This is a genomic window from Oceanimonas doudoroffii (assembly GCF_002242685.1).
Taxonomy (GTDB): domain Bacteria; phylum Pseudomonadota; class Gammaproteobacteria; order Enterobacterales; family Aeromonadaceae; genus Oceanimonas; species Oceanimonas doudoroffii.
Map to the genome: position 1 here is coordinate 1 of NZ_NBIM01000002.1, position 16,958 is coordinate 16,958.

The 16,958-nt window shown below is 61.7% G+C and carries 13 protein-coding genes and 6 tRNA genes; 5 read left to right on the forward strand and 14 right to left on the reverse strand.

Annotated features, from left to right (window positions below; genetic code table 11):
* The 3 genes from B6S08_RS09645 to B6S08_RS09655 form a co-directional block, all read left to right on the forward strand.
* Positions 1–1,526 (forward strand): VCBS domain-containing protein (locus tag B6S08_RS09645; protein WP_211284216.1); only part of this gene is annotated, 1,526 nt, incomplete at its 5' end.
* A 9-nt stretch (positions 1,527–1,535) separates the two neighbouring features.
* Positions 1,536–2,885 carry an efflux RND transporter periplasmic adaptor subunit gene (locus B6S08_RS09650; RefSeq protein WP_094200607.1) on the forward strand — a complete coding sequence of 450 codons (1,350 nt, stop codon included), beginning with the start codon at positions 1,536–1,538 and terminating at the stop codon, positions 2,883–2,885.
* Positions 2,886–2,889: 4 nt separating this feature from the next.
* A complete protein-coding gene (locus tag B6S08_RS09655; protein WP_094200608.1) occupies positions 2,890–5,004 on the forward strand; it encodes an efflux RND transporter periplasmic adaptor subunit in 2,115 nt (704 codons plus the stop codon).
* A 95-nt stretch (positions 5,005–5,099) separates the two neighbouring features.
* Here the strand turns inward: B6S08_RS09655 and lnt are convergent, their stop codons facing one another.
* The 5 genes from lnt to miaB all read right to left on the reverse strand — a co-directional run bounded on the left by lnt (position 5,100) and on the right by miaB (position 10,552).
* Entirely contained in the window at positions 5,100–6,617 is a 1,518-nt protein-coding gene (lnt, locus tag B6S08_RS09660; protein ID WP_094200609.1) for an apolipoprotein N-acyltransferase, read from the reverse strand.
* Positions 6,618–7,499, reverse strand: a complete 882-nt coding sequence (gene corC, locus B6S08_RS09665; RefSeq protein WP_094200610.1) for a CNNM family magnesium/cobalt transport protein CorC — start codon at positions 7,497–7,499, stop codon at positions 6,618–6,620.
* A 3-nt stretch (positions 7,500–7,502) separates the two neighbouring features.
* Positions 7,503–7,970, reverse strand: a complete 468-nt coding sequence (gene ybeY / locus B6S08_RS09670) for an rRNA maturation RNase YbeY (RefSeq protein WP_094200611.1) — start codon at positions 7,968–7,970, stop codon at positions 7,503–7,505.
* Positions 7,967–9,034 carry a PhoH family protein gene (locus B6S08_RS09675; protein ID WP_094200612.1) on the reverse strand — a complete coding sequence of 356 codons (1,068 nt, stop codon included), beginning with the start codon at positions 9,032–9,034 and terminating at the stop codon, positions 7,967–7,969. The genes ybeY and B6S08_RS09675 overlap by 4 nt, the downstream gene beginning before the upstream one ends.
* A gap of 87 nt (positions 9,035–9,121) precedes the next feature.
* A complete protein-coding gene (miaB, locus tag B6S08_RS09680) occupies positions 9,122–10,552 on the reverse strand; it encodes a tRNA (N6-isopentenyl adenosine(37)-C2)-methylthiotransferase MiaB (RefSeq protein WP_094200613.1) in 1,431 nt (476 codons plus the stop codon).
* A gap of 173 nt (positions 10,553–10,725) precedes the next feature.
* On the opposite strand from miaB, the gene B6S08_RS09685 reads away from it, so the two are divergent.
* Entirely contained in the window at positions 10,726–11,895 is a 1,170-nt protein-coding gene (locus B6S08_RS09685; protein ID WP_094200614.1) for an FAD-dependent monooxygenase, read from the forward strand.
* A gap of 402 nt (positions 11,896–12,297) precedes the next feature.
* On the opposite strand, the gene B6S08_RS09690 is transcribed toward B6S08_RS09685, so the two are convergent.
* The 8 genes from B6S08_RS09690 to pth all read right to left on the reverse strand — a co-directional run bounded on the left by B6S08_RS09690 (position 12,298) and on the right by pth (position 14,893).
* Positions 12,298–12,372: transfer RNA gene (locus B6S08_RS09690), tRNA-Gln, on the reverse strand.
* A gap of 11 nt (positions 12,373–12,383) precedes the next feature.
* Positions 12,384–12,468: transfer RNA gene (locus B6S08_RS09695), tRNA-Leu, on the reverse strand.
* A 7-nt stretch (positions 12,469–12,475) separates the two neighbouring features.
* A tRNA-Met gene (locus tag B6S08_RS09700) sits at positions 12,476–12,552 on the reverse strand.
* 135 nt (positions 12,553–12,687) lie between these two features.
* A tRNA-Gln gene (locus tag B6S08_RS09705) sits at positions 12,688–12,762 on the reverse strand.
* Positions 12,763–12,812: 50 nt separating this feature from the next.
* Positions 12,813–12,887, reverse strand: a tRNA-Gln gene (locus B6S08_RS09710).
* A 4-nt stretch (positions 12,888–12,891) separates the two neighbouring features.
* Positions 12,892–12,968: transfer RNA gene (locus B6S08_RS09715), tRNA-Met, on the reverse strand.
* A 221-nt stretch (positions 12,969–13,189) separates the two neighbouring features.
* Positions 13,190–14,281, reverse strand: a complete 1,092-nt coding sequence (ychF, locus tag B6S08_RS09720) for a redox-regulated ATPase YchF (protein ID WP_094200615.1) — start codon at positions 14,279–14,281, stop codon at positions 13,190–13,192.
* 15 nt (positions 14,282–14,296) lie between these two features.
* Positions 14,297–14,893 carry an aminoacyl-tRNA hydrolase gene (pth, locus tag B6S08_RS09725; protein WP_094200616.1) on the reverse strand — a complete coding sequence of 199 codons (597 nt, stop codon included), beginning with the start codon at positions 14,891–14,893 and terminating at the stop codon, positions 14,297–14,299.
* 216 nt (positions 14,894–15,109) lie between these two features.
* Here pth and B6S08_RS09730 point away from each other — a divergent pair, with 216 nt between their 5' ends.
* Positions 15,110–15,838, forward strand: a complete 729-nt coding sequence (locus B6S08_RS09730) for a sulfite exporter TauE/SafE family protein (protein ID WP_094200829.1) — start codon at positions 15,110–15,112, stop codon at positions 15,836–15,838.
* A gap of 146 nt (positions 15,839–15,984) precedes the next feature.
* On the opposite strand, the gene B6S08_RS09735 is transcribed toward B6S08_RS09730, so the two are convergent.
* On the reverse strand, positions 15,985–16,932 hold the full coding sequence (locus B6S08_RS09735) for a ribose-phosphate pyrophosphokinase (protein ID WP_094200617.1): 948 nt from the start codon (positions 16,930–16,932) through the stop codon (positions 15,985–15,987).
* Between the last annotated feature and the right edge of the window lie 26 nt (positions 16,933–16,958).

A 16,958-nucleotide genomic window follows, 5' to 3' on the forward strand; every position in this document is an offset into this window, starting at 1 on the left:
GCGATGCGCCCGACACCAGCAACCGGGTGGTGACCCTGACCAGCCTGCAGGACAGCGGCGGCGTCGCCAACGGCGGTGACGATACCGCCAGCCTGGCGGTGGCCTCAACCGTGACCGTGGTCGGCGTTAATGATGCGCCGGTAGCCGTGGACGACAACGCTTCTGCCATCGAAGCGGGCGGCACCGCCAACGGCACCACGGGCAGCGGCGCCAGCGGCAATGTGTTGAGCAACGACAGCGATGTGGATGAGGGTGACAGCAAGACCGTCACCGCCATTCGCACCGGCGCCGAGGGTGGCTCCGGCACCAGCGGCACCGTGGGGTCTGTGCTGGCGGGCCAGTACGGCAGCCTGACGCTGAATGCCGACGGCACCTACAGCTATGTGGTGGACGAAAGTAACGCCGATGTGCAGGCCCTGCGCCAGAGCGGCCAGACCCTGAGCGAGAGCTTCACCTATACCGTCACCGACAGCGCGGGCCTGACCGACAGCGCAACCCTGACCATCACCATCGACGGCCGCAACGACGCCCCGGTGGCGGTGGCCACTCCAGGCAACGAACGATCCAACTTCGGGGTTGATTACCGTTTTGACGTGGGCCGGCTGTTCACCGATGCGGATGGTGCCGCCTACGGGGAAGAACTGACCATAGTGGTCGAGGGGCTGCCCCAGGGCCTGCGTTATGACGCCGTACAGGGGCTGATCGTTGGCCGGGCGAGCGAGCCCGGCAGGTTCACCATCCAGTTGACGGCGACGGACAAGGCCGGACTCAGCGTGTCGCGCAATTATCAGCTGGAGATACTGGCGCCGCCCGAGGCGAACAATCTGGTCGCGTCCACCGGCCAGATGCCACTGCCGCCTTTCCGGATGGATGGCAATCGCATGGAAACGTCCACCACGCCGTTGCCCTCCGGGCTGGTGGAGCGGGATGGAGAACGCGATGCCACCGGTTTTGTGGCACCTCAGAAAGCGGTGGATACAGTGTTGTTGTCCCGTCCGGGGGCCTTGGTGGTGAAAAGCGCCGTTGCGGGGGGCGCCGCCATCATTCGGGCCGAGGTCGCGGTCAATGTCGGTGCCAACGGTGAGGTGGTGTTCAGCGAGGTGCAACAGCAGGCGTTCGATGCCGTGGCCATGAGCGTCGTCGACATCCGGCTGGACGATGGCCTGTTCACCCTCATCATTGCCGATGGCCAGTCGGTAGCGGGCCAGCGTTATGCGGGCATGCAGCCGAACGGCGAGGCGTTGCCCTCCTGGATTACGGTGGATCCCCTTAGTGGCGAGATCAGGATCCGACCCGAAGGGTGGACCGGGGTACTGAACATTCGTATTCAGACCCAGGGCGAGAACGGCGAACTGCGGATCCTGGATCTGCAGCTGGATGTGCAGACCCTGCTGCGTCAGCAGGGCGCTGATCTGAGCGCCAGCGCTGCCCTTGACGGCGGTTTCGTGCCCTTGTCCGAGCAGTTGGCCGCCGAGCTGGAGGCGACCGAAGGTTATGGTCAGCGCTTGCTGACCATGCTGGTGTAGGTGTAAGCAGTGGAATTGAATCAACAACTTGCAGCCCTGTTGGGGCTGGAGTCGGCGTTGCGCCAGGCGGGCAGCCTGGCGCAACTGGGATACACCATCGTCAACCAGAGCCACGGCTGCGTACCCTATTCCCAAGGGGTATTGCTGCTGGGTGAGCAGGGGCGCCACCTCAGGGTGACGGCGGTCTCGGATATACCGGTCGTCGACGCCACCTCGCCCTTTATCGCCTGGACCGAACGCCTGGCGCGCCATCTGGCGCAATCGGCATCGTTCGACCAGTTGCAGCAGTGGGAGCCGGCGCAGCTTCCCGAGGCGTTGGCCCGGGAATGGCGGGAAATGGCACCCGAGCGGCTGCTTTGGGTGCCGTTACGGCTGGCCGCCGATGACGGACGTCAGCTCGGTGTCCTGTTGTTGTTCCGTCCCACCGCCTGGGATGAGCGGGAGCGGGGCGTGCTGACGCACCTGGCCGGCACCATGGCTCATGCCCTGTTTGCGCTCCAGCGCCGGTTGCCGTTTCAGTGGCTGGTCCAGCGTTTGCGACGGCGCCGGGTGATGCTGGGTGTTGTGCTGGGGTTGCTGCTGATCATGGCGGTGCCGGTGCGGCTCAGCGCGCTGACGCCGATCCGGGTGATCGCCCGGGATCCCCAGGTGATCAGCGCCCCGCTCAACGGCGCCGTCACCCGGCTCGAGGTCATGCCCAACCAGAGCGTGCAGAGCGGCGATCCGCTGGTGCAGTTTGAAGACACGGAACTGGCCAGTGCATTCGAGGTCGCCCAGCGGGCCTTGCTGGTGGCCGAGGCCGAGCTGAAAACCACCCAGCAAAGCGGCTTTATGGATCCGCGGAAAAAAGCGCAGCTGGCCGAGTTGGCGTCCCGGGTTCGGCTGCGCCAGGCGGAACGGGATCATGCTCGTTCCCGCCTGGAAAAGGCCAGGTTGACCGCGCCCGGACCCGGCGTGGTGGTGCTGGGGGATCCCGATGGATGGAAGGGACGCCCGGTCAACATCGGGGAAAGGATCATGCTGCTGGCCGATCCCGCCGCCGTCGAGGTCGAGGCGATGCTGACGGTAAAAGACGCCATTGCCCTGCGCCAGGGGGCCGAGGTAAGGGTGTTCTTCGACAGCGATCCCCTCTCGGCGAGAGCGGCCCGCCTGCATCATGCCGGCTATGAGCCCCAGCGCACCCCTGAGGGCACCCTGGCCTACCGGCTGGTGGCCCGGCTGGACGAGAGTGCCTCGCCGGCGGCACCGCCCCGTATCGGTACCCGTGGCACTGCCAAGGTGTATGGCGAGAGGGTGAGCCTGTTCTTCTACCTGTTCCGCCGCCCCATCACCAGCGCCCGCCAGTGGCTGGGATGGTGATGCCATGAGCACCGCCAGGGTTCTGCCGCCGCTACGCCAGGATCTTCGCCTCCTGCCCGGGGCGGCGGATGAAAACGGCGCCCCCCGTTGGTTGCTGTTCGACACGGCGCGCAACAAGTATTTCGCCCTCTCGGCCGGGGGGATTGACCTCGTTCGTCACTGGCAGGGGGGCGCCACCCTGGACGATTTTCTGCAAACGCTGCGGGCCAGAGGCAAGGAGTACGGCGCCGAGGAGTTGGCGGCCTTTGTTGATTTTGTGGTGTCCAATCACCTGTGCGAGGCCCGCTCGGCAGAGGCCTCGGCGCGCATTGGCGAGCGGTATCAGGCGACGGTGCTGGGGCTCTGGCGCTGGCTGCTGCATCACTACCTGTTTGTGCGCATTCCCCTCTGCCGCCCGGATCCCTGGCTGGCCCGCTGGACCCCCCGCCTGAGCTGGCTGTTCACCCCGGCGATGCATTATGGCGTCTTGGTCTCGGGCCTGCTCGGCCTGGTGCTGGTCATGCGGCAATGGGATCACTTTCTGGCCACCTTTCTGCATTTTTTTACCGTAGAGGGACTGCTGCTGTACGGCCTGACCCTGGTGTTGGTGAAAAGCGTGCATGAGCTGGGGCATGCTCTGGTCGCCCGGCGGCTGGGGTGCCGGGTCGCCTCCATGGGCGTGGCCTTTCTGGTGTTGTTTCCGGTGCTTTACACCGACACCACGGATGCCTGGCGGCTGCGTTCCCGCTCGGCCCGCCTGCGCATCGTCACGGCGGGGGTGCGGGCCGAGCTCTATCTGGCGCTGTTGGCAACCCTGTTGTGGAATCTGCTGCCCGAGGGCCCACTGCGCAGCGCCGCCTTTTTCGTGGCCACCACCAGCTGGATCACCTCGTTGTTGGTCAACATCAGCCCCTTTCTGCGGTTTGACGGTTACTACGCCTTTTCCGACTGGCTGGGTATCGAAAACCTGCAGACTCGGGCCTTTGCCTTTGGGCGATGGCGATTGCGCCAGCTGCTGTTGGGGCTGAACGCGCCCTTGCCGGAGCCCCAGCCCCGGGCCCGCATTCGCCTGCTGGTGGGCTATGCCTGGGCAACCTGGGTGTATCGCTTCTTTCTGTTTATGGGGATCGCCCTGCTGGTGTATCACCTGTTTTTCAAGGTGCTGGGCATCGCCCTGTTTCTGGTGGAGGTGATGTGGTTTATCGCCTTGCCGATAGGGAAGGAGATGGGAATGTGGTGGAAACAACGGCGTGAATGCGCCATCAACCGTGGCCGGCTGCTGGGTTGGGGGCTGGCGGCGGGCCTGTTGCTGGCGGGCCTGCTGCCGCTGCCGGTGAGCGTGCCGGTCCCGGCCCTGCTCAAGGCCGGGGCGGAGCAAACACTGTTTGTCTCCGAGCCGGCACAGGTCATCGAAGTCGGGGTCGAGCCGGGCCAACGGGTGGTGGCGGGACAGGTGCTGCTGCGGCTTGGATCCGAGCAACTCGACTTTGAACTGGGTCAGGTGGAGGAGGAGATAGGATTCACTCGCCAGCGGTTGGAACGCAGCGCCAGCTCGGCTCAGGAAAAGGCCGGCCTGGCCATTACCGAGCAGCAGTATCGGCGTTTGTTGGAGCGTCGTTCGGGTTTGCTGGCTCGGCGCCAGCGGCTGGAATTGCGCGCTCCCTTTGACGGACGCGTGGCCCATGTAGAACAGCTGCACGCCGGTGTCTGGGTCGGGGCCGAGATGCCGCTGCTGTCCCTGGTGGTGCCAGGGAAACTGCAGTTGGAAGGGTATCTGGGCGAGCAGTACCTCGAGCTGGTGAAATCCGGCGACAGGGGCGTTTTTGTCGCCGACAGGCCCGGGGAGCCTCCGCTGGAGGTCGAGATACAAGATGTGGATATCGGCGCCGTATTTTCCCTGCCCTATGGGGAGCTCAGCTCCGAGTTCGGCGGCGACATCGCCGTGCGGCCGGTGGAGCAGGACAAACTGGTGCCGGAAGAAGGCCATTACCGGGTCAGCATAATGCCGCTGGAGACCACAGGCGCGGATCTCGATGCCCGGCTGCCCGGTGTGGTGCGCGTCGAGGGCGACTCCCGCAGCTGGTTGTGGCACCAGTGGCGCAGGATGATGGCGGTGTTGATCCGCGAAAGCGGTTTCTAAATAAAAAAACGGACCTCAAGGCCCGTTTTTTATCGGTGCGGCCAGGAAAGGAAAGCGTGTCAGTCAGCCTGGCTTACCGGGCCTGCCGACAGCCGCTATTTAAACAACCGCCGCTCAGCCATCATCAAGCGGCCGGCCGGCTGGCGGCAGCGGCTTGCAATCAGCAGGCTCAGCCCCAGCACCGCCAGTAGCGGCAAATTGCCAAAGCGGGCATAGGGGGTGAGCCCGGTCATGCCGGTGACTTCGGCGGTGAGCACGCCCTGTTCAAATTGGGGCAGGCTGGCACTCATGCGGCCCTTTTCGTCGGTCACCAGGGTCACCCCGTTGTTGGTGGCACGGATCATGGGGCGGCCCAGCTCCAGGGCCCGCATGCGGGCGATTTGCTGGTGTTGCCAGGGGCCGATGGAGCGGCCAAACCAGGTATCGTTCGAAACCGTCAGCAGAAAGTCGGTAGTCGGTTTCATGTTGGCGCGCACCAGCCCGGGAAAGGCCACCTCGTAGCAGATGGCCACGCTCAGATCTCGCCCGGCGGCATGAATGTCCGCCTGGCCAGACTCACCTCGGGAAAAGGATGACATCGGCAGGTTGAAGAAGGGCGCCAGGGGCCGCAACAAATCACCCAGGGGCACAAACTCGCCGATGGGCACCAGCTGTTGCTTGTAATAGCGGTTGCCCTGGCCCGGCTGATAACGGCCGTTGCCCAGGCCCAGCACGGCGTTATACACCTCGCCTGCGGCGGGGCGGGACACCAGGCCGGTGATGAGTGACTGATTGCGTTCAGCCATCAGCTTGTCGACCTGCTCCAGCCAGGGGGCCAGCTGCTGCTCCGAGGCCGGCAGTGCCGATTCGGGCCAGATTACCAGATCGGCATGAAGCGCCGGGCGGGTCAGATCCAGGTAGCGCTTGAGGCTGTGCTCCAGCTGGCCCGGAATCCATTTCAGGGACTGTTCGATATTGCCCTGCACCAGGGCCACCCGCAAGGTCTGGGTGGGGGACACCCATTGCAGTTGCTGACTGGCCACGCCCAGGCCCCAGAGCACTACGGCAAAGGCGGCGGCACGCCAGCGCAGTCCGTTACCCAGCCGCCACAGGGCTGCGGCGCTGAACAGCAGCAGCCAGCTGATGCCCTGTACACCGAGTATGGGCGCCAGTCCGGCCAGCGGGCCATCCAGCTGAGAGTAGCCGAACCACAGCCAGGGAAAGCCGGTCAGCATCCAGCCGCGCAGCCAGTCGGCGCCGATCAGCAGCACCGGCAGCACCCACAGCAGCCGCGCTCGGGGGGAAGCCACAAAACGATGGGCCAGCCACAGGGCGAGGGAGGTATAGAGGCTGAGGTAGGCGGCGAGCAGGGCCACCAGCACAAAGGCCACCGGCAGCGGCAGGCCGCCGAAGATGGTCATGCTGTTATGAATCCACCACAGGCCGGGCAGGTAAAGGCCCAGGCTCCAGGCAAAGCCACGGGCGGCGGCGGGGCCGGGGGCACAGTGATGGGTGACGGCGAACAGGCCGGCCAGCGACACCAGCGCCAGGGGCCAGAAATCAAAGGGGCTGAAGGCCAGAACGCCAAGGGCCCCGCACAGCAGGGCCCCGAACAATGGCAGCAATTTACGCACTTATACCGGCTCCGACGAGGAGGTTTCCTGATTGTCCGGTATCTTAACCTGTAATTGCAGCAGCCGTCGACGGTCGGCGTGGGCTACCTTAAACACAAAGCCGCCCAGCTCCACCTGTTCACCCTTGCCGGGCAGGTGACCAAAGGCGTGCATCACCATGCCGCCCACGGTGTCGGCCTCTTCGTCGCTGAACTCGGTGTTAAAGAATTCGTTGAAGTCCTCGATGTCGGTGAGCGCGGCCACCGAATATACCCGCTTGCTGATCTGACGGATTTCGGCGCTTTCCTCGGCGTCGTACTCGTCCTCGATATCACCCACGATGAGTTCGAGAATATCCTCGATGGTGACCAAGCCCGACACGCCGCCGAACTCGTCCACGACGATGGCCATGTGGTAGCGCTCTTCGCGAAACTCCTTGAGCAACTTGTCGAGGCGCTTGCTCTCGGGCACCACTACCGCCGGGCGCAGTATCTTCTCGATGGAGAAGTCTTCTTCGGTGAGACCAAAGCCGTAGGGCAGCAGATCCTTGGCCAGCAGAATGCCCTCGATATGATCCTTGTCTTCGTTGACCACCGGAAAGCGGGAGTGGGTCGACTCGATGATCATGGGCAGAAAGCTGGAGACCGGTTGGGATTTTTCCACCGTGACCATCTGCGAGCGGGGGATCATGATGTCGCGCACGCGCAGTTCGCTTACTTCCAGCACGCCTTCAATCATGTCCTTGGTGTCCTGGTCGATCAGGTCGCGCTCTCCCGCGTCCATGATCACTTCTACCAGCTCTTCCCGATTCTTCGGTTCGCCCTGAAACATCTGACCGAGTCGTTCAAGCCAGTTTTTCTTTGCGGACGAACCGTTTTCTGAGTGTGAATTGTCGTCGTTCACTGATTAACCTTCGTCGTCGTCTTGATAGGGGTTGTCCATGCCCAGGCCGGCCAGAATAGCAATTTCCCTGGCTTCCATCACTTCGGCTTCATCATCCTTAATATGGTCAAAACCGAGCAAATGCAAGCAGCCGTGTACCACCATGTGGGCCCAGTGGGCCTGCAGCGGTTTGTTTTGCTCGGCCGCTTCCCGCTCCACCACCTGGCGGCAGATCACCAGATCGCCCAGCAGCGGCAGCTCCACACCGGGGGGGGCTTCAAAGGGAAACGACAGCACATTGGTGGGTTTGTCCTTGCCGCGATAGTCCCGGTTGAGCGCCTGGCTCTCGGCTTCGTCCACCAAACGCACCGTCACTTCGGCCTCATCCCGCTCGCCGTCAAGGGCGGCGGCAAGCCAGGTTTCCAGCTGCTGCTCGGTGGGCAGGCCGGGGGCCTCATCGCAGGCGATTTGCACATCCAGCCACAGGGTCATGCGTCGGACTCCTCATTGGGTGCAGAGCTCTGCCGCTTCTGTTCCTTCTGTTCCTTCTGTTGCTTCTGGGCCTCGTCAAAGGCTTCATAGGCGCGCACGATGCGGGCCACCACCGGGTGGCGCACCACGTCTTCGGCACGAAAGAAGTTGAACGACAGCCCTTCCACGCCGCCCAGCACCTCAATGGCGTGACGCAGGCCGGAGCGGGCATTGCGGGGCAGGTCGATCTGGGTAATGTCGCCGGTGATCACCGCCTTGGAGTTAAAGCCGATACGGGTGAGGAACATCTTCATCTGCTCCACCGTGGTGTTCTGGCTTTCATCCAGGATCACAAAGGCGTCGTTCAGGGTGCGGCCGCGCATGTAGGCGAGGGGCGCCACTTCGATGACGTTGCGTTCGATGAGCTTTTCCACCCGCTCAAAGCCCAGCATTTCAAACAGGGCGTCGTACAGGGGGCGCAGGTAGGGATCCACCTTCTGGCTCAGATCCCCGGGCAGAAAGCCAAGCTTCTCGCCCGCTTCCACCGCCGGCCGGGTCAGCAGAATGCGACGAATTTCCTGGCGCTCCAGAGCGTCCACCGCCGCAGCCACCGCCAGATAGGTTTTGCCGGTGCCCGCCGGGCCAATGCCAAAGGTGATGTCGTGGCTGAGAATGTGGGCGACGTAATGGGCCTGATTGGGGCTGCGCGGCTTGATCAGTCCCCGCTTGGTCTTGATGACCACTTCCTTGCCGTAGCGATAGCCGGTGTCGGCTTCTTCCTCGTCCTGCTCCAGTACTCGACTTTCCTTGATGGCCAGATGCACCTGCTCGGGAGTGATATCGGGCACGGCCTGGCCCTTGACCGACTGGGTGTCCACATAGAGGCGGGTAAGAATGTCGTTGACCACGCGGGCCAGGCGCTCGGGGCCGACAATCTGAAAGTGCTCGTTCTGATGGTTGATCTCCACCCCCAGACGGCGCTCCAGTTGCTTGATATTGTCGTCGAAGGGGCCGCACAGGCTGGCCACGCGCTGGCCGTCGGCGGGTTGTAGTTCCAGTTCCAGATGAGTGACGTTGGCTGTCAAGGTAACTCCTGAATATCGGGGATGAGGGAGCCGGGAGCGGGGAGCAGGACATCCAGTCCCCATTCCCCAATCCCGAGTCCCCGTATTTTAGGGGGTAAAAGTGGCCACGCCGCTGTCGTCGGGCACGCCGTCGGGGCGGCGGGCCAGAATGCTTTGGGGCGACACCTGGGTGCGCAGATCCATTTCATCCTCGCCGCGCAGGAATTTGCCGCGCAGGCTGTGGGGCATGACCTCGGTGATCTCCACGTCGGCAAAGCCGCCAATCAGATGATGAGGACCCTCAAAGTTCACCACCCGGTTGTTCTCGGTGCGGCCGCGCAGCTCCATGGGATTCAGCTTGGAAGGACCTTCCACCAGTATACGCTGGGTGGAGCCGAGCATCTGCCGGCTGATCAACTGGGCCTGATTGTTGATGGTGTTCTGCAGCCGGTACAGGCGCTCCTTCTTTTCTTCCATCGAAATGTCGTCGGGCAGATCGGCGGCCGGGGTGCCCGGACGGGGGCTGTAAATAAAGCTGAAGCTCATGTCAAAGCCCACGTCTTCGATGAGTTTCATGGTCTTTTCAAAGTCATCGGCCTCTTCACCGGGAAAGCCCACGATAAAGTCGGAGCTGATGGTGATATCGGGGCGGGCAGCGCGCAGCCGGCGAATCTTGGACTTGTATTCAATGGCGGTGTGCGGGCGCTTCATCAGGGTCAGAATGCGATCCGAACCGCTCTGTACCGGCAGGTGCAGGAAGCTCACTACCTCGGGGGTATCCTTGTACACCTCGATAATGTCGTCGGTGAACTCGATGGGGTGGCTGGTGGTGTAGCGAATGCGGTCGATACCGTCGATGGCGGCCACCAGGCGCAACAGCTCGGCAAAGCTGCAGATGTCGCCGTCATGGGTCTCGCCCCGGTAGGCGTTAACGTTCTGACCCAGCAGGTTGACTTCGCGCACGCCCTGCTCGGCAAGCTGGGCGATTTCATAGAGTACGTCGTCCAGCGGGCGGCTGACTTCCTCGCCGCGGGTGTAGGGCACCACGCAGAAGGAGCAATATTTGGAGCAGCCCTCCATGATGGACACAAAGGCGGTGGCGCCTTCGGCCCTGGGCTCGGGCAGGTTGTCAAACTTCTCGATTTCCGGAAATTCCACGTCCACCTGGGCGCCACGGCCCTCCAGCACGGATTTGATCATGGTCGGCAGCCGGTGCAGGGTCTGCGGACCGAAGACGATATCGACAAAGGGCGCACGGGCGCGAATGGCGTCCCCTTCCTGTGACGCCACACAGCCACCCACGCCGATCACCAGCTTGGGATTGGCTTCCTTGAGCGGACGCCAGCGCCCGAGCTGATGAAAGACCTTCTCCTGGGCCTTCTCGCGAATGGAGCAGGTGTTGAGCAGCAGCACATCGGCCTGCTCTGCTTCTTCGGTGAGCTGGTAGCCGTGGCTGGCATCCAGCAGATCGGCCATCTTGGATGAATCGTATTCGTTCATCTGACAGCCCCAGGTCTTGATATGAAGTTTTTTGCTCATGGCGCTCTTGAGTTACTGCAAAGGGTCGTGCGTTTTGGACCGGGTATTCTACTCTTTTCTCCGCGGAGTGACCAGATAATATCCAGCCACAGGGGGGTGTCGAGTGAGTAAATTGGCCCCGGCGAAACTGCGGGAATTGGGGTAGAATGGCCGAAAAATCCGGAGGTTGGGCAATGCAGAAGTGCGATATTGTCATTATTGGCGGTGGCATGGTAGGTGCCCTGGCGGCGGCGCTGCTGGCGCCTGCCGGGCTGGCCGTGCGTGTGCTGGAAAGCCGCCAGCCGCAAGCATTTTCCCCTGAGCAGCCCCATGATCTGCGCATTTCCTCGGTGAGCGCCGCCTCAGTGCGGCTGCTGCAGCAGGCCGGTGCCTGGGACGCGATTACCAATATGCGCGCCTGGCCCTATCAGCGGCTGGAAGCCAGCGAGTGGCAGGGTTTTGCCACCCGCTTCAGTGCCGCCGAGCTCGACTGCGAATATCTGGGCTATATGCTGGAAAACCGCGTCATTCAGCTGGGCCTGTGGCAGGCGCTGGCCCAGTGGCACAATGTGAGCATTGATTGCCCGAGTGAGCTGGACGGCCTGGCGCAAAACGAGCAGGGTGCCCTGCTCACCCTTAAGGACGGGAGCGAGCTGCAGGCACGGCTGGTGCTGGCCTGTGACGGTGCCGAGTCACGAGTACGGCAACTGGCCGGCATTGGCGTCACCGCCTGGGATTACGACCAGCAGTGCATGCTGATCAGCGTGGCAGGGGAGCGTCTGGAGCAGGACATCACCTGGCAGCAGTTCTGCGCCACCGGCCCGCGGGCCCTGCTGCCCCTTGGGCATGGCAAGGGGTCGCTGGTGTGGTACGACGGCAAGGCTCGTATCGAGCAGCTGGCGGCCCTCGGCAATGACGCCCTGGCGGCCGAGGTGGCCACGCATTTTCCGCCGCGACTGGGAGCGGTGACCGTTCTAGGCAAGGGCCACTTTTCTTTGCGCCGGCGCCATGCCAATCAGTACGTCAAGGGCAGCGTGGTGCTGCTCGGCGATGCCGCCCACACCATCAATCCGCTGGCGGGGCAGGGAGTGAACCTCGGCTTCAAGGATGTGGCGGTGCTGAGTGAGTTGGTGCATGAGGCGGTGGAGCGGGGCGAGGATATCGCCGACACCGCCCTGCTGAAGCGTTTTGAACGGCGCCGCCGGCCCGACAACCTGTTGATGCAGGGCGCCATGGATGTGTTCTATCAGGCTTTCAGTAACGAGCTGCCGCCTCTCAAGCTGTTGCGTAACCTGGGCCTCAAGGCCGCCGAGCACAGCGGGCCGCTGAAAAAGCGGGTCATGAAGTACGCCATGGGGTTGTAAAAGCGAGTTTGAAGCCGGAAGCTGAAAGAAGAGTAGGTTGGAATGAGCTCCGCGAATTCCAACATGGTCACGGCCTGCTCGATTGTTGGGATTCGCTGCGCTCATCGCCAACTTACCGCACTGTGACGTCAGGGACTTGGGATTGATAGGGACTGGTACGCTTCCCTAATCCCAGAAAGCAAAAAACCAGCCTGTAGGCTGGTTTTTTGTAGATGGCTGTGAGTACCAGGATTCGAACCTGGGCACTGATGCCGAGATCAAAAAGCCGGCACTGAGGCCGAGATCAAAAAGCCGGCACTGAGGCCGGCTTTTCAATAGATGGCTGTGAGTACCAGGATTCGAACCTGGGCGCTGATGCCGAGATCAAAAAAACCGGCACTTAGGCCGGCTTCTTGAGCAATATGGCTGGGGTACCAGGATTCGAACCTGGGAATGGCGAGATCAAAACCCGCTGCCTTACCGCTTGGCGATACCCCAATTGTCTTGAATGGTGCGGGAGGCGAGACTTGAACTCGCACACCTTGCGGCGCCAGAACCTAAATCTGGTGCGTCTACCAATTTCGCCACTCCCGCTAAAGAGTGGTGGCTATGGCGGGATTCGAACCTGCGACCCCATCATTATGAGTGATGTGCTCTAACCAACTGAGCTACATAGCCACATAAAGCATTGAGTCGCCTCAATGTTCTGACACGTAGCGTTACGTATCAATATAAAATGCCTGAAGTTGCAGTTTGTACCTGGGCATGAACGCCGGGATAAAAACCTTCATTGCCTTCAGCATTTCATGAAAATGGCTGGGGTACCAGGATTCGAACCTGGGAATGGCGAGATCAAAACCCGCTGCCTTACCGCTTGGCGATACCCCAATAGCAAATGGATGATAACAAATTTTTCGATATCAGCCACTTTTGAAAAATGGCTGGGGTACCAGGATTCGAACCTGGGAATGGCGAGATCAAAACCCGCTGCCTTACCGCTTGGCGATACCCCAGCAATGGTGGCTATGGCGGGATTCGAACCTGCGACCCCATCATTATGAGTGATGTGCTCTAACCAACTGAGCTACATAGCCACTGCTTGTTGATGACCTTACGTCACCGAACGGGGCGCATTATGCGTATCCCGACCGACAGCGTCAACCGTTTTTCCGTAAAAAATTGGCCCGCCACCGTCGTTTGGACACAAAATCGTCATGGTGGTGAAGGGGTGGTCAGTGGGGCTGTTTTTTATGCGAAAAGTCGAAAATAAAAAGGCCGGGCGCATGCCCGGCCTTTCAGAGACTGACGGTTAATGTCAGACGTTGAACAGGAAGTTCATCACATCGCCGTCTTTTACGATGTAGTCCTTGCCCTCGGAGCGCATCTTGCCCGCTTCCTTGGCGCCCTGCTCACCCTGGTAGGTGATGTAGTCGTCATAACCGATGGTCTGGGCGCGAATAAAGCCCTTCTCGAAGTCGGTATGAATCTTGCCTGCGGCCTGAGGCGCGGTGGCGCCCACGGGAATGGTCCAGGCACGCACTTCCTTCACCCCGGCGGTGAAGTAGGTCTGCAGGTTGAGCAGCTCATAGCCGGCACGGATCACCCGGTTCAGGCCTGGCTCTTCCAAGCCCATGTCGGCCATGAACTCGGCCGCTTCTTCCGCATCCAGCTCGGCAATTTCCGACTCCATGGCGGCACACACCGGCACGACTATGGCGTTTTCGGCGGCGGCAATGGCTTCCACCTGGGCCAGGTAGGGGTTGTCCTCAAAGCCGTCTTCATTGACGTTGGCAATGTACATGGTCGGCTTGATGGTGAGGAAGTTCAGGTAATCGATGGCCGCCTTTTCTTCCTTGGTCAGTTCCACGCTGCGCAGTACTTTGGCTTCTTCCAGCACCGGCAGCAGCTTTTCCAGCACGGTGATCTCGAACTTGGCATCCTTGTCGCCGCCCTTGGCCTTTTTGGCGTTGCGCTGAATGGCGCGCTCGCAGGTGTCCAGGTCCGCCAGCGCCAACTCGGTGTTGATCACCTCGATATCATCCTTGGGCGACACCTGACCGGCCACGTGGACGATGTTGTCGTTTTCAAAGCAGCGCACCACATGGCCGATGGCATCGGTTTCGCGAATGTTGGCCAGAAACTTGTTGCCCAGGCCTTCCCCCTTGGAGGCGCCCGCCACCAGGCCGGCGATGTCCACGAACTCCATGGTGGTGGGCAGCACTCGCTGGGGATTGACGATGGCGGCCAGGGCATCGAGGCGCTTGTCCGGCACCGGCACCACGCCGGTGTTCGGCTCTATGGTGCAAAAGGGGAAGTTGGCGGCTTCGATGCCGGCCTTGGTCAGTGCGTTGAACAGGGTGGATTTGCCCACGTTGGGCAGACCCACAATACCGCATTTAAAACCCATGATGGTGTCCTGAAATTACTTGGTGGAATCGGCGTTGAAGGCATGCAGGCGGTTCATTGCCTTGGCCATGCCATCCTTGAATAAAATATCGGTGGCGCGGCTGGCTTCGTCCACGGTGGCGTCGAGCAATTCCTGCTCTGCGGCCGGTGCCTTGGTCAGCACAAAGCCGGCCACCCGGGACTTGTCGCCCGGGTGGCCAATGCCCAGCCGCAGCCGGTAGAAGTCCTTGTTATTGCCCAGGCTGCTGATAATGTCACGCAGACCATTGTGGCCGCCATGGCCGCCGCCCTGCTTGAAGCGGGCGGTGCCCGGGGGCAGATCCAGCTCGTCGTGGGCGACCAGAATGCCCTCGGGCGGAATCTGGTAAAAGTTGGCCAGGGCCGCCACCGCCTTGCCCGAGCGGTTCATAAAGGTGGCGGGCACCAGCAGGCGCACGTCGCGGCCGGCAATGCGCACGCGACCGGTCCAGCCAAAGAACTTGCCTTCTTCCTTGAGCTGGGCACCGTGCAGGCGGGCCAGTTCGGCCACATACCAAGCACCGGCATTGTGCCGGGTTTGGGCGTATTCCGGGCCGGGGTTGGCCAGCCCGACAATAAGTTCGATAGGTTGCATAGCATAATCGGCCGTTAAAATGACGCCATATTCTAATGAAGCGCGGCGATAATGGCCACCTCAAGGGCAGGATTTGCCATGGGGCGGCGTTGAGGACGCGTTTGATTTATTGTTTACAATTTATGCTATGATTGTGCATTCAAAGGCGGGCGATCCGCTTTAGTCTTGTTTTTGTTCTTCTATTTTTCCCGCACGGGATATTTCACGGACACCATCATGTTTGAACTTCTGGGTTGGTCCCTGCTGGCCGGCGTGGTCAATGCGCTTGCCGGTGGCGGCCTGTTTTTTACCCTGCCGGCTTTGCTGGGCGCGGGCATTCCCAGCACCGCCGCCGTGGCCACCGCCAGCGTGGCGTCCTGGCCCGGTTATGTCAGTGCCTTTTGGGGGATGCGTCGCCGTCTGCGGGGCGGCCCGCTGCTGGCGTTGACCATCATTGGCCTGGGAGGCGGTGGTCTGGGCGCCTATGCCCTGACCCGGTTTCATGCCGACCATTTCAATTATCTGGTGCCCTGGCTGCTGCTGGGTGTGAGCCTGCTCTATGGCCGCCAGCTGCTCAGCAGTCAGGGCTTTGAAGGCCCGCTTGCCATGAAACCGAAGGCCTGGCCGGTGCTGCTGGGGGGCAGTGTCTACGGTGGCTTTTTTGGTGGCGGCCTTGGGGTATTGCTGATGGCGCTGATGGGCCAGCTGCGCATGGGCACCAGCCTGCAGCAACATGCCATCAAGCTGTATCTGTCGATGCTGGCCAGCGGCGCCACCATCCTGGTCTATTCCCTGTCGGGGCTGGTGTACTGGCATCAAGCCCTGCTGCTGGCGGTGGGTTACCTGCTCGGCGGCAAGCTGGGCGCCCGGGTGCTGGAATGGATCAGGCCAAAACTGCTGGCCTGGGGCATTGTCGCCTTTGGCGTGGGCCTGAGCGGGTATTATTTTGTGCGCTTCTACGGATAAAAACGGTGAGGGGTGAGGAGACAGGAGTGAGGTGATTTTACTCCTCACCCCTCACGTCTTACCCCTCACGTTCCTCCGGACACAAAAAAGCCCGCGAATCTCGCGGGCTTTTTGCTTCAGGCTATCAGCTTAAAGCTTGCCAGTGCTTATTGCTCAAACATGGCGGAGATGGACTCTTCGTTGCTGATGCGACGAATGGCCTCGGCCAGCATGGGCGACAGGGTCAGCTGCTTGACCTTGCTGATGGCCTTGATTTCATCGCTCAGGGGCACGGAGTCGGTGATGATGACTTCATCGATCACGGAATCCTTGATGTTCTGGGCGGCATTGCCGGAGAACACGGCGTGGGTGGCGTAGGCAAACACCCGCTTGGCGCCGCGCTCTTTCAGGGCTTCGGCGGCCTTGCACAGGGTGCCGCCGGTGTCGATCATGTCGTCCACGATCACGCAGTCACGGCCTTCCACGTCACCGATAAGGTGCATGACCTGGGACACATTGGCGCGAGGACGGCGTTTGTCGATAATGGCGATGTCGGTTTCGTCCAGCAGCTTGGCCACGGCACGGGCGCGCACCACGCCGCCGATATCGGGAGACACCACCACGGCGTCCTGCAGGCCCTTGGCCTTCATGTCTTCCAGCAGTACCGGGGTACCGAATACATTGTCTACCGGCACGTCAAAGAAGCCCTGAATCTGCTCGGCGTGCAGGTCCACGGTCAGCACCCTGTCCACACCCACGCTGGACAGGAAGTCGGCCACCACCTTGGCGGTGATCGGTACCCGGGCGGAGCGCACACGGCGATCCTGGCGAGCATAACCGAAGTAGGGAATGACGGCGGTAATGCGGCCGGCGGAGGCACGACGCAGGGCGTCAACCATGACGATCAGCTCCATCAGGTTGTCATTGGTCGGCGCACAGGTGGACTGGATGATGAAGACATCGCCGCCGCGTACATTTTCGTTGATTTGCACGCTGATCTCGCCGTCGCTGAAACGGCCGACATCGGCAGCGCTCAGTTTGATGAAAAGACGATCGGCGATACGTTGGGCGAGTTCCGGCGTTGCATTACCAGCAAACAGCTTCATGTCGGGCACGGTTTAAAACCTCGGGGTTGCTTCGT

What these genes read in the sequence shown, in the direction of transcription:
- ychF (WP_094200615.1), bottom strand. Translation starts at nt 14,281, where the DNA reads ATGGGTTTTAAATGCGGTATTGTGGGTCTGCCCAACGTGGGCAAATCC.
- B6S08_RS09655 (WP_094200608.1), top strand. Translation starts at nt 2,890, where the DNA reads ATGAGCACCGCCAGGGTTCTGCCGCCGCTACGCCAGGATCTTCGCCTC.
- pth (WP_094200616.1), bottom strand. Translation starts at nt 14,893, where the DNA reads ATGCAACCTATCGAACTTATTGTCGGGCTGGCCAACCCCGGCCCGGAA.
- B6S08_RS09685 (WP_094200614.1), top strand. Translation starts at nt 10,726, where the DNA reads ATGCAGAAGTGCGATATTGTCATTATTGGCGGTGGCATGGTAGGTGCC.
- B6S08_RS09730 (WP_094200829.1), top strand. Translation starts at nt 15,110, where the DNA reads ATGTTTGAACTTCTGGGTTGGTCCCTGCTGGCCGGCGTGGTCAATGCG.
- miaB (WP_094200613.1), bottom strand. Translation starts at nt 10,552, where the DNA reads ATGAGCAAAAAACTTCATATCAAGACCTGGGGCTGTCAGATGAACGAA.
- ybeY (WP_094200611.1), bottom strand. Translation starts at nt 7,970, where the DNA reads ATGACCCTGTGGCTGGATGTGCAAATCGCCTGCGATGAGGCCCCCGGC.